14 protein-coding genes are annotated in these 11,196 nt (G+C 64.6%); 7 read left to right on the top strand and 7 right to left on the bottom strand.

Translation table 11 applies throughout. From position 1 onward, the window contains the following. The 3 genes from lptD to rsmA form a co-directional block, all read left to right on the top strand. On the top strand, positions 1-633 hold a 633-nt coding region (gene lptD, locus AC1D34_RS31955), incomplete at its 5' end, for an LPS assembly protein LptD (protein WP_476826397.1). Between the two features lie 49 nt (positions 634-682). Continuing rightward, positions 683-1,699 carry a 4-hydroxythreonine-4-phosphate dehydrogenase PdxA gene (gene pdxA, locus AC1D34_RS31950; protein WP_476826396.1) on the top strand — a complete coding sequence of 339 codons (1,017 nt, stop codon included), beginning with the start codon at positions 683-685 and terminating at the stop codon, positions 1,697-1,699. Further along, entirely contained in the window at positions 1,696-2,550 is an 855-nt protein-coding gene (gene rsmA / locus AC1D34_RS31945; RefSeq protein ID WP_441505523.1) for a 16S rRNA (adenine(1518)-N(6)/adenine(1519)-N(6))-dimethyltransferase RsmA, read from the top strand. Before pdxA ends, rsmA begins: the two co-directional genes overlap by 4 nt. Positions 2,551-2,559: 9 nt before the next feature. Here the strand turns inward: rsmA and gmk are convergent, their stop codons facing one another. The 3 genes from gmk to mltG all read right to left on the bottom strand — a co-directional run bounded on the left by gmk (position 2,560) and on the right by mltG (position 5,512). Continuing rightward, on the bottom strand, positions 2,560-3,207 hold the full coding sequence (gene gmk, locus AC1D34_RS31940; RefSeq protein WP_476826395.1) for a guanylate kinase: 648 nt from the start codon (positions 3,205-3,207) through the stop codon (positions 2,560-2,562). 6 nt (positions 3,208-3,213) lie between these two features. After that, complete coding sequence (locus tag AC1D34_RS31935; protein ID WP_441491846.1) at positions 3,214-4,095, bottom strand: YicC/YloC family endoribonuclease; 882 nt, start codon at positions 4,093-4,095, stop codon at positions 3,214-3,216. Between the two features lie 184 nt (positions 4,096-4,279). Further along, positions 4,280-5,512 carry an endolytic transglycosylase MltG gene (gene mltG, locus AC1D34_RS31930; RefSeq protein ID WP_441505521.1) on the bottom strand — a complete coding sequence of 411 codons (1,233 nt, stop codon included), beginning with the start codon at positions 5,510-5,512 and terminating at the stop codon, positions 4,280-4,282. Here mltG and AC1D34_RS31925 point away from each other — a divergent pair. After that, on the top strand, positions 5,505-5,735 hold the full coding sequence (locus AC1D34_RS31925; protein WP_441491848.1) for a hypothetical protein: 231 nt from the start codon (positions 5,505-5,507) through the stop codon (positions 5,733-5,735). The genes mltG and AC1D34_RS31925 overlap by 8 nt on opposite strands. 44 nt (positions 5,736-5,779) lie before the next feature. Here the strand turns inward: AC1D34_RS31925 and fabF are convergent, their stop codons facing one another. The 4 genes from fabF to fabD form a co-directional block, all read right to left on the bottom strand. Then, positions 5,780-6,910, bottom strand: coding sequence for a beta-ketoacyl-ACP synthase II (gene fabF / locus AC1D34_RS31920; RefSeq protein ID WP_476826394.1), 1,131 nt, complete (start codon positions 6,908-6,910; stop codon positions 5,780-5,782). A 45-nt stretch (positions 6,911-6,955) separates the two neighbouring features. Then, positions 6,956-7,189 carry an acyl carrier protein gene (locus AC1D34_RS31915; protein WP_043236751.1) on the bottom strand — a complete coding sequence of 78 codons (234 nt, stop codon included), beginning with the start codon at positions 7,187-7,189 and terminating at the stop codon, positions 6,956-6,958. Positions 7,190-7,445: 256 nt separating this feature from the next. Continuing rightward, positions 7,446-8,183, bottom strand: coding sequence for a 3-oxoacyl-[acyl-carrier-protein] reductase (gene fabG / locus AC1D34_RS31910; protein WP_476775414.1), 738 nt, complete (start codon positions 8,181-8,183; stop codon positions 7,446-7,448). 38 nt (positions 8,184-8,221) lie between these two features. Next, positions 8,222-9,166 (bottom strand): ACP S-malonyltransferase, encoded by a 945-nt coding sequence (fabD, locus tag AC1D34_RS31905; RefSeq protein ID WP_476826393.1) that lies wholly within the window; start codon positions 9,164-9,166, stop codon positions 8,222-8,224. Between the two features lie 324 nt (positions 9,167-9,490). Between fabD and rpsF the strand changes: the two genes are divergently transcribed. From rpsF to AC1D34_RS31890, 3 genes are all read left to right on the top strand, one after another. Next, a complete protein-coding gene (rpsF, locus tag AC1D34_RS31900; RefSeq protein WP_113518472.1) occupies positions 9,491-9,943 on the top strand; it encodes a 30S ribosomal protein S6 in 453 nt (150 codons plus the stop codon). A gap of 3 nt (positions 9,944-9,946) precedes the next feature. Then, positions 9,947-10,192, top strand: a complete 246-nt coding sequence (rpsR, locus tag AC1D34_RS31895; protein ID WP_038367644.1) for a 30S ribosomal protein S18 — start codon at positions 9,947-9,949, stop codon at positions 10,190-10,192. A gap of 141 nt (positions 10,193-10,333) precedes the next feature. Beyond that, a partial coding sequence (locus AC1D34_RS31890) for a hypothetical protein (protein ID WP_476826392.1) occupies positions 10,334-11,196 on the top strand: 863 nt, incomplete at its 3' end.

The raw sequence follows: 11,196 nt of genomic DNA, 5'->3' as shown, positions 1-11,196 counted from the left end.
GACCTGGTCAATACCGGCCTGGATTCAGGTCTCGAAACGACGCGGTCCGATTTCGTCACCCGCGCGCAAATCTCGCCGTTCAAGAACTTCTTCCTGTCCGGCGCGGCGCGGCTGGACGAATCGACGTTCGAGGCGCAGCGGATCGATGCAGGCGCCACCTACAGCAATGGCGTGGTATCGACCTCCGTGACCTATGGCCGCTATGAGCCCCAGCCCGAGTTGGGCATTCCGCGGCGGCGCGAGGGTCTCGGCCTGAACGGCTCGCTCGGGATCGCGCAATACTGGCGCGTCCGCGCCGGGGTCCTGTTCGACCTCGACAAGTACAAGTTCGACCGCGAGCGGTATCGTGATGCCTTCGTGGCAGCCCAACTCGATCCCGTAGCCCTTGCGGCACTCACCTATCCCAAGACGGGCCCGTTCCAGCCCGCCTCGATGAGCTTCGGCATCAACTACACCGACGAATGCACCGTGTTCGACATCTCCTATTCGCAGTCCTATGCCGACCGGCAGTCCGGCGCCACGAAGGATACGCGGACGGTGATGTTCAAGCTCGAACTGCGCACCTTGGGCGAGATCAGCTACTCGCAGAACCTGGGCCAGGGCTCGACAGGCGACGGCGTCGCCGCTCGCTGAGGGTAGAATCAGGATTACTGCGAGCGAGCCGGTGCGGGTGGAGAAGAACGTGTCACCGCGACTGCTCGCTCTCACGCAAGGTGATCCGGCAGGGATCGGCCCTGAGCTGGCCTTGAAAGCCTGGGTGCTGCGGGAGCCCGCAGCTCTTCCGCCGTTTGCTTGCATTGCCGACCCCGGTCTTTTGGAAAGCCTGTCACGACGGCTGGGCCTCGATGTGCCCATCGTTGGCTGCGCCTGGCATGAGGCAGAGGCGCTTTTCGAACAGGCCCTGCCCGTCATTGCGCTTGAGAAGACCGCGATCGTGGTATCCGGACATCCTGATCCGGCCACGGCTGCGGGGACTATCGAGGCGATCGATCGCGCCGTCGCCGCGGTGCGCGAAGGACATGCGGCCGCGCTGGTCACCAATCCCATTGCCAAAAGCGTTCTTTACGCCGCCGGTTTCAGGCATCCCGGCCATACGGAATATCTGGCGCATCTTGCGGCGGATGGAGGCAGGACGCCCCACCCCGTGATGATGCTCTGGTGCGAAGATCTGGCGGTTGTTCCGGTAACGATCCACGTGCCGCTCAGTGCAGTACCATCGCTGCTGACGACGGATCTGATTGTCGAGACGGGGCGAATTGTCGCTCGCGAACTGGCCTCCCGCTTCGGAATTCCGCAGCCACGGATCGCACTGAGCGGGCTGAATCCGCATGCGGGAGAAGGTGGAGCGCTGGGCGAGGAGGATGCTGCGGTGGTGGCGCCAGCCGTCGCGCAGCTCAAGGCGTTGGGAATCGACGCAAGCGGTCCTTATCCTGCCGACACGATSTTCCATTCCCGCGCCCGTGCCGGGTACGATGCGGCACTGGCGATGTATCACGATCAGGCACTGATCCCGATCAAGACGATTGCCTTCGACGAGGGCGTCAACGTGACACTTGGCCTGCCCTTCATCCGTACCTCACCGGATCACGGAACGGCCTTCGACATTGCAGGCCGCGGCATTGCCCGCCCCGACAGCCTTTGCGCCGCGCTGCGGCTGGCAGCCCGCATGGCGGCCCATTCCGAAAGCCGCCTGCCATGAGTCAGATCGACACGCTGCCGCCGCTGCGCGAGGTGGTCGAACGCCACGGCCTGATGGCGCAGAAGTCGCTGGGCCAGAACTTCCTGTTCGATCTCAACCTGACAAGCAGGATCGCCCGCGCCGCCGGGCCACTCGATGGCGAGACTGTGGTCGAGATCGGCCCTGGCCCAGGTGGACTGACGCGTGCTTTGCTCGCTAACGGGGCTGGACGTGTCATCGCGGTCGAGCGTGATCGACGTTGCCTGCCGGCATTGGCCGAGATCGCCGCACATTACCCGGGACGGCTTGAGGTGATTGACGGCGATGCGCTTGCCGTCGACCTCTCCTCTCATCTTGGCGGCTCGCCCGCCCGGATCATCGCCAACCTGCCCTATAATATCGGCACGCCGTTGCTCGTTGGCTGGCTCAGCCAGGAACCCTGGCCCTCCTGGTGGAACTCGCTCACGCTGATGTTCCAGCGCGAGGTGGCCGAGCGCATCGTTGCAACCCCGGAGCAGCGCGCCGATTATGGCAGGCTGGCCGTTCTCGCGAACTGGCGTTGCGAAACCAAGATCCTGTTCGACGTGCCCAGGTCCGCTTTCGTGCCGCCGCCGAAAATCACGTCCTCTATCGTTCAACTCGTGCCGCGACTGAGGCCGGAGCCCTGCGAACAGAGATTGCTGGAGCGTGTCACGCTGGCTGCTTTCGGCCAGCGCCGGAAAATGCTGCGCCAGAGCCTCAAGGCCGTGACGCCTGATCCGCAGCCGATGATCGAGGCCGCCGGCCTGTCGCCAACGGCGCGCGCAGAGGAAGTGCCCGTTTCAGGATTCGTGCGCCTCGCCAACGCCCTGGCTGGGCTGAAGGCCGGATAGCGGCGCACCCTACGCGATTGCTWCGCTGAGGAGCCCGGCGACAAATTCACTCATACCAATCGCGCGCGAACGCTTCAGGCGTTCGGCGGTGAGGATCGCGCGGACCGATTCATAGGCAGCACCGAGATCGTCATTGATGATGACGTAGTCGTAGACGCTCCAACGAGCGATCTCGTCGCGGGCGTTGTCGAGTCGCTTGGCGATGACCTCAGGCGCATCCTCGGCGCGACGCACGAGCCGAGAGCGCAGTTCCGCCATGGACGGCGGCAGGATGAAGATGGCGACGACATCCTCGCGCGCCTTTTCGAGGATCTGCTGCGTGCCCTGATAGTCGATGTCGAAGAGCACATCGCGGCCGGCCTTCAGCGCATCCTCGACGGGCTTGCGCGGGGTCCCGTAGCCATTGCCATGGACCTCGGCCCATTCGAGCAGATCATCGCGCTCGCGCAACGTCTCGAAGGCAGGGCGGTCGATGAAGTGATAATGGACGCCATGAATCTCGGAGGGGCGCTTGAGCCGGGTCGTGACCGAGACCGATAGATCGAGATTGGTTTCCTTCTGCGACAGCGTTCGCGTCAGGGTCGATTTGCCCGCTCCCGAGGGAGAGGACAGGATCAACATCAGGCCACGACGGGCCGGGCGCACCAGATCGGCCATCAGCCGTCACTCCACATTCTGAACCTGTTCGCGCATCTGGTCGACGACCGTCCGCAGCTCGAGCCCGATGCGCGACAACCCGGCATCACCGGCCTTGGCGCAAAGCGTCGAGGATTCTCGCCCGAATTCCTGCGCAAGAAAGTCGAGCTTCCGGCCGATCGGCCCGCCCTGATCGAACAAGCCCCGCAACGCGGCAACATGAGCATGCAGCCGGTCGATCTCCTCGCGGATATCGGCTTTGACCGCTAGCAGCGCGGCCTCCTGATGCAGGCGCTGCGGATCGAGTGCCGGGCTGGCATCGAGCAGGGCCTGCACCTGCGTCGCGAGCCGTGCGCGGATCGCTTCCACACTCCGCCCGGGATGCTGCTCCGCCTCATCGGTCAGACGGCCAATGCTGGCAAGGTGGCCTGTGAGAACGGATTCAAGCGCTCTCCCCTCGGCGGAGCGCGCCTCCTTGAGACCCAGGACCACCGCGTCCAGGCCAGCAAGCAAGGGGGCCTCGAGCTGCGCCAGGATATCCTCGTCCTCGTCGGCAATCTCGACCACGCCGCGAATCCCAAGCAGCGCGTCAAAGGACGCCGGACGGATGCTGTCGGAGGCGGGCAGCCTCGCGACGGATTCCAGCAGGCCCGCAAGCACCGCCTCGTTGATACGAGGCTTCGCCGGCCGGGCATCGCTGTTGATCGAGAGATTCACGTGCAATGTACCGCGAGAAAAGGCGGCGCCGAGGCGCTTGCGCGCCGCCTCGGCCAGGGCTTCGAACCCGGAAGGTACCCGGACGCGCACATCGAGGCCGCGCGCATTGACACTGCGGATTTCCCATGCCCAGGCATGAAGACCTGCGGTGCCGGCTGCGCGGGCAAAGCCGGTCATGCTCTCGATCGCCATGGACGCTGAAACTCCCCCCGACGGCTCACCGTGCGATCACAATGCGCAGGATCACCGCTCGACGCTGTATCTGATGCGGCGGGACCGTAGTGAGGCGAAACACCGCTCGCAAGTCGCGCTGCACACATAGAAGCGCGAAGATGGGGAGAAATCGGGCGTGACTGCCCATACTCGCCAGAGCCGCTCAGGGGCGCAGTGCTGGAACCTGCTTCGACGAGTTGAGATCGTAGCTTCGGTTCAGCAGCGGATCGCGGTTCGTCCCTTCCGACGCATCGAAGGCGCGCGCGCGCGTTCCCGCCGGACCATCCGCCGACGCACGCCGGCTGCCCCCCACCGTCTCGCTGTCCCCGGACGTCGCATCGGCCGCTCGCGAGGCCCCAGGCGCTTCGGTGCGATTATCCGGCGAGGGCGGCGGTTCCACCTTGTCGACATTCGAATCCGGCGAGGGCTTGCCAGCCTCGCGCCGCTGCGACTCGACCTGCCGCCAGCGGGCGACATTGCGGTTATGCTGCTCCAAGGTCTCGGCGAAGGCGTGCCCACCACTGCCATCAGCCACGAAGTAGAGCTCCTTGGTCCTGGAATGGTTGACCACGGCCTCCATTGCGGCACGGCCCGGGTTGGCGATCGGGCCCGGCGGCAGTCCGTCGATGACATAGGTATTGTAGGGCGTCGCCTGGGTAATCTCGTTACGCTGGATCGCGCGGCCGAGCGTGCCCTTGCCGCCGACGAGCCCGTAGACGATCGTCGGGTCGGATTGCAGCTTCATCTTGCGGTTCAGACGGTTGATGAAGACACCGGCAACGCGTGGGCGCTCGTCGGCGCGGCCGGTTTCCTTCTCGACGATCGAAGCCAGGATCACCAACTCCTGCGGCGTCTTGATCGGCAGGTCGGCAGGGCGGCGACTCCAGACATCGTTGAGGATACGGCGTTGATCGCGCGTCATCCGGTCGACGATCGCCTGCCGTGTGAACCCGCGTGGAAACTTGAAAGTGTCGGGCAGGATGGTCCCCTCGCGAGGCACCTGAATGACGTCGCCCGTGAGGAGATCATTGTCGCGCAACCGCGCGATGATCTGTTCGCTGGTCAGACCTTCCGGCACGGTGATCGAATGCTCGACCGCCTTGCCCTCGGCAATGATGTCGAGAATGTCCTGCTGGCTGGCGCGAGCCTTGAACAGATACTCACCCGCCTTGAGCTTGGTCCAATTGCCGGAGATCAGCGCCGAAACCTTGAAGGTCCAGGGATGCTCGATCAATCCCTCGCGCTGAAGGAGCTCGGCAATTTCGGTGAGGCCGCTTTCTTTGGGAATGATCAGCACACGGTCGCTCGCGAGCGGCCCTGGCGCCTTACCCTGGCTGCCGACCACAGCGATTCCAGCACCGACGACGCCGGCCAAGACGAGCGCAGTCGTGAACAACCCGCTGAGCATGCCGATGAAGGGATTGCGCCTCCTGCGACGCGCCTTCGGCGGCGGAGCAGGCGGCGCCACCGGCTTCAACGCCTCGCTCGGGCTCTTCGGGGCGACGCGGGGCGAAGTGTTCACAGTGCTGGCGCTCGCGTTCTGGTGTCGTGAGGTTCGCCGCAATGCCCTGGCGATGCGACGCATTTCGAGCCTGTCCCGAAATCCGGTGACAGACTAGCAGAAATTATGGCGAAAGCGCGCTGAGCCTCATCGGCCGGTGCGTCAGTCGACGAAACGCCGGATCACCAGCGAGGCGTTCGTCCCGCCAAACCCGAAGGAATTGGAGAGAGCGATCTCGATGCTGCGCTTCTTCGCGACATTCGGCACCAGGTCCAGATCGGTCTCGACGGATGGGTTGTCGAGATTGATCGTCGGCGGTGCGATCTGGTCGCGAATCGCGAGGACCGTGAAGATCGCCTCGATCGCGCCTGCCGCGCCGAGCAGGTGTCCCGTCGCCGACTTGGTCGAGGACATGGCGGGCTTCCGCGGAGCGTTGGCGAGCAGCCGCTCGACTGCCCGCAGCTCGATTTCGTCGCCGAGCTGGGTCGAGGTGCCATGCGCGTTGATGTAGTCGAGATCACCCGCCGTGACCCCGGCACGATCGAGCGCCGCCGACATGCAACGATAGGCACCGTCGCCATCCTCGGCCGGCGAGGTGATATGATAAGCATCACCCGACATGCCGTACCCGACGATTTCGGCATAGATGCGCGCACCGCGCGCCTTGGCATGCTCGAGATCCTCGAGAACGACGACCCCTGCCCCCTCGCCCATGACGAAGCCGTCGCGWTCCTTGTCATAGGGACGCGAGGCTTTCTCAGGCGTGTCGTTGAAGCCAGTGGACAGCGCGCGACACGCGCAGAACCCGGCAATGCCGATGCGGTTGATCGCCGATTCGGTGCCACCCGCGACCATCACCTTGGCATCGCCGAGAGCGATCATCCGCGAGGCATCGCCAATGGCATGAGCGCCGGTCGAGCAAGCCGTGACCACTGCGTGATTCGGCCCCTTGAGGCCGTGCGTGATCGAAACATAGCCGGCGGCGAGATTGCTCAACCGGCCGGGAATGAAGAAAGGCGAGAGGCGGCGCGGGCCGCGCTCCTTGAGCAGGATCGACGCTTCATAGATGCCGCCGAGCCCACCAATGCCGGACCCGATCGCGACACCGGTCGCGATCTGGTCCTCGTAGCTTTCGGGTTTCCACCCGGCATCATTGAGCGCCTGCGTCGCAGCCGCCATTGCGAAGACGATGAAATCATCGACCTTCCGCTGTTCCTTCGGCTCCATCCAATCGTCAGGATTGAAGGTGCCGTCGGAACCATCGCCGCGCGAAATATCCACGACACGTCGCATGGTGTAGCTGCGTGGGCTCATGATGCAGTAACGGCCAGAGGCCGATCAGGCGCTCTTCGAGAGGAACTTGACGGCGTCGCCGACCGTGACGATCGTCTCGGCAGCATCGTCCGGAATCTCGACGCCGAACTCTTCCTCGAAAGCCATCACGAGCTCGACCGTATCGAGGCTGTCGGCACCCAGATCTTCAATGAAGTTGGCGCCTTCGACGACCTTCTCGGGTTCGACGCCGAGATGCTCGATCACGATCTTCTTCACGCGCTCGGCGACATCGCTCATGGATCTTTTCCTCAAAGCTTGAAACGCATCGCTGGATCGCGATGCGTGTAGGGAACCGCTCCCGCCACCCGGCACCCCTTCCGGAATGCCGCCGGGGCGGAACTCTTAAGGCTGCACAAACGCAACAACAGGGTTCGCGTCAAGTCCCCCCGAGCACGCGCGCTGCAGCGCGACGGCGCTAGTTAACACACTCGTCGATAGCTGACGAGAGCCGCAAACCGATCTGGGAAGGTTACAAAGAACCTTCTCAAGACCTTCAAATCATTGCCATTCCACCGTTGACGTGAAGCGTCTGCCCGGTCACGTAAGCGGCCTCGTTGCTGGCGAGATAAGCGACAGCTGCAGCAACATCGTCACCCACACCCAATCGGCCCATCGGCACGTCGGCGAGGATGCCTTCGCGCTGCTTGTCGTTGAGCGCCTGCGTCATCGGCGACTCGATGAAGCCCGGTGCAACGACATTCACCGTGATGTTGCGGCTGGCGACTTCCGCCGCCAGCGCCTTGGACATCCCGATCAGCCCGGCTTTCGAGGCGGCGTAATTGCCCTGCCCGGGATTGCCGGTGACGCCGACGACCGAACCGATCGAAACGATGCGGCCATAGCGGCGGCGCATCATCGTCTTCACGGCCGCCCGCGACAGCCGGAATGCTGCGGTCAGATTGACGGCGATCACGCTGTCCCAGTCCTCGTCCTTGAGGCGGAGGAAAAGATTGTCGCGCGTCACGCCAGCATTGTTGACGAGGATATCGAGCCCCCCGAGCTTCTCCTCAGCAGTCGGGACGAGCGCCTCGACCGAATCCTTGTCCGACAGGTTGCAGGGCGCAATCACGACGCGCTCGCCAAACTCGGCTGCGAGAGCCTCGAGCGCCTCGACCCGCGTGCCGGACAGAGCGACGCTGGCACCGAGGCCGTGGAGCGTGCGGGCGATCGCGCCGCCCAGCCCTCCGGTCGCGCCGGTGACCAGGGCTTTCTTCCCCGTCAGGTCAAACATGCTGCCTCCTCTTTATATCGACCCGGCATCCTGCCGGCTCACCCGTTCTGGGCACTGTAATTGCGGATATCGTCGGCGGCGCCGAGCGAAACCGCACTCGTGCCGGCTGCGATACGCTTGACCAAGCCGGCCAGCACCTTACCGCTGCCTGCCTCGACGAAACGGGTCACGCCGGCATCGGCCATAGCCTGCACGCATTCGCGCCAGCGCACGGTTCCCGTCACCTGCGCCACCAGCGACGCGCGGATCGCATCCGGGTCGCTCAGCGGAGCAGCTCCGACATTGGCCATCACCGGAACAACCGGCGCCGCCAGAGCGACCCTTGCCAGGGCCTCGCGCATAGCATCGGCGGCAGGTTGCATCAGCGCGCAATGGAAGGGCGCTGATACCGGTAGTGGCAGGGCGCGCTTGACGCCGCGCTGCCCGGAGAGCGCAATAGCCCGCTCGATCGCCGCCTTGCTGCCGGAGAGAACGACCTGTCCGCCACCATTGTCATTGGCAGCTTCGCAGGCCTCGCCTTGCGCTGCATCCCTGGCAATCTCGCGCGCCTGTTCGAGCTCGACCCCGAGCAGCGCTGCCATCGCCCCCTCGCCTGCCGGCACAGCCTTCTRCATGGCGTCGCCGCGAATCCGCAACAAGCGCGCAGCATCCGCAATCGAGAAGCTGCCGGCAGCCGCCAGCGCAGAATATTCGCCGAGCGAGTGGCCGGCCACGAAGGCCGCATCGCGCTGCAGCGACAGGCCCGCCTCCGCCTCAAGGACGCGGATCACGGCAAGACTCACAGCCATCAGGGCAGGCTGAGCATTGGCGGTCAGCGTCAACTCCTCGGCAGGACCATCCCACATGATCGCCGAAAGCTTCTGCGACAGGGCGTCGTCGACCTCGGCAAAGACTGCCCTGGCCACCGGAAAGGCGTCGGCCAAGGTCTTGCCCATGCCGACGGCCTGAGAGCCCTGGCCGGGAAAGATGAACGCGGTTGTCATGCTGAGAAAATCCCGATGTTCATAAATTAGTCATCGCGACGGCGCTCTCACATTGCTTGGGAGGCCAAGTCAAGCTTTGCTGGAGAATTCGCGGCCACCTGTGCAGTGATTTGGCTTGCGGAAATGGCCACGACGCTGTATCAGCCGCCTCCTGTTTGTTCGGCCGGAGGCTGAACGGATGGCGGGCGCTTATCAAGCATCCGCAGGTTCGGCTCTCGAACCGCCATCCCGTGTCTCCGCCTTCGATGAAATCCTGTCGGGCCTTATCCAGGGCTCGGAGGGCTCCGCGCCGAGCGAAACAGGGTAAAACAAAGGAAGGCCATAATGGCATTGTACGAGCATGTGCTGCTCGCGCGGCAGGATGTCAGCGCGCAGCAAGTCGAAGCTCTTGTCGAACAGTTCAAGGGCATCATCGAGGCGAATGGCGGCTCGGTCACCAAGACCGAGTACTGGGGCGTGAAGTCGCTCGGGTATCGCATCCGCAAGAACCGCAAGGCTCATTACTCGCTGCTGAACATCGACGCTCCCTCCGCCGCCGTGCTGGAGATGGAGCGCCAGATGCGCATCAACGAAGACGTCCTGCGCTTCCTGACGATCCGCGTCGAGGAGCTCGAGGAAGGCCAGTCGGCCATGCTGCAGAAGCGCGATCGTGACGACCGCGGCGAGCGCGGCGGTGACCGCTTCGAGCGTGGCGGCGACCGTTTCGATCGCGGCCCGCGCCGTGACCGTCCGCGTCGCGAAGACGAGACCACCGAAACCACCGGCACGGAGGCCTAAGCCATGTCGACCGCTTCCGCCGGCGCCCGCCGCCCCTTCTTCCGCCGCCGCAAGTCCTGCCCGTTCTCGGGCGAAGGCGCTCCGAAGATCGACTACAAGGATGTGCGCCTGCTTTCGCGCTACATCTCCGAGCGCGGCAAGATCGTGCCGTCGCGTATCACGGCCGTTTCGGCCAAGAAGCAGCGTGAGCTCGCCCAGGCGATCAAGCGCGCCCGCTTCCTGGGCCTGCTGCCCTACGTCATCCGCTAAGCGGATTGCGACCCATCGCCGGTGCCTTGCACCGGCGATGGCCGAACCCCTAGTCGCCCAGCGGTGAAATCCCGCCGGGTATGTTGAGGCAAGATGCCTCTCACCCTGCCATTTTCGAGCAGCGGGACAGCAGGACGAAGAATGCTTCCGATCGTCGGCATCGGTGCGGGCCTTGTCTCGGCCCTTCTTTTCGCAGTGGTGATCACCGGATCGCCGCTGGCTATTCTGCTGTATTCCGCAGCCCCTCTTCCGATCTTCATCGCGGCACTCGGCTGGAATCATCGCGCCGGGCTTGTTGCGACCGCAGCCGGCGCGATCGCCGGCATGATCGCGCTCAGCTTTGCCGCCGGGCTGAATTATGCGCTGATCGTCGCGCTGCCAGCCTGGTGGATTGCCTACCTCGCGCTTCTTGCCCGTCATGACGGCACGGGCGGTGCCGAGTGGTATCCGCTCGGTCATCTTCTGGTCTGGATCGCCGCAATAGCCGCGCTGACAACCGTTGGCAGCGCTCTCGTGATGACCACGGACTACGACACCTATCGCACGGTGATCGCACGCGTCATCGAGAACCTGCTCTCCGAGATGGTGCGCAGCCGCCTCATCGCCTTGCCAGCAGATGTGAAGGTTTCCGAGCTTGCGCTGACGCTCGCGCCCGCGGTCCCCGTCGGGATCGGCGCGTCCTTCGTCACGACGATCGTCGCCAATCTCTGGCTTGCGGCCAAGGCAGTGCAGGTCTCCGGCCGGCTGCCGCGCCCGTGGCCTTTCATTCCGGCAACGACGGTTCCCCGCCAGGCGCTGATCCTGCTTGGCCTGGCAATGGCGATAGGCACGCTCGGCGGTTTCATCGGCGTCGCCGGAGCTGCGATGACCGGCGCACTCCTCGCTGCCTTCATGTTCAGCGGGCTGGCCACCATCCACGATCTGACGCGCGGCAAAGCCTGGCGCGGGCCGGCGCTGATCTCGGTCTATCTCGCGCTCGTCATCATGCAGGCCCTGCTGACACC

This window comes from Allobosea sp. P1_A7, assembly GCF_056406775.1.
This window is presented reverse-complemented; position numbering and strand designations above follow the sequence as displayed.

What these genes read in the sequence shown, in the direction of transcription:
- fabG (WP_476775414.1), bottom strand. Translation starts at nt 8,183, where the DNA reads ATGTTTGACCTGACGGGGAAGAAAGCCCTGGTCACCGGCGCGACCGGA.
- rsmA (WP_441505523.1), top strand. Translation starts at nt 1,696, where the DNA reads ATGAGTCAGATCGACACGCTGCCGCCGCTGCGCGAGGTGGTCGAACGC.
- rpsR (WP_038367644.1), top strand. Translation starts at nt 9,947, where the DNA reads ATGTCGACCGCTTCCGCCGGCGCCCGCCGCCCCTTCTTCCGCCGCCGC.
- rpsF (WP_113518472.1), top strand. Translation starts at nt 9,491, where the DNA reads ATGGCATTGTACGAGCATGTGCTGCTCGCGCGGCAGGATGTCAGCGCG.
- AC1D34_RS31915 (WP_043236751.1), bottom strand. Translation starts at nt 7,189, where the DNA reads ATGAGCGATGTCGCCGAGCGCGTGAAGAAGATCGTGATCGAGCATCTC.
- AC1D34_RS31935 (WP_441491846.1), bottom strand. Translation starts at nt 4,095, where the DNA reads ATGGCGATCGAGAGCATGACCGGCTTTGCCCGCGCAGCCGGCACCGCA.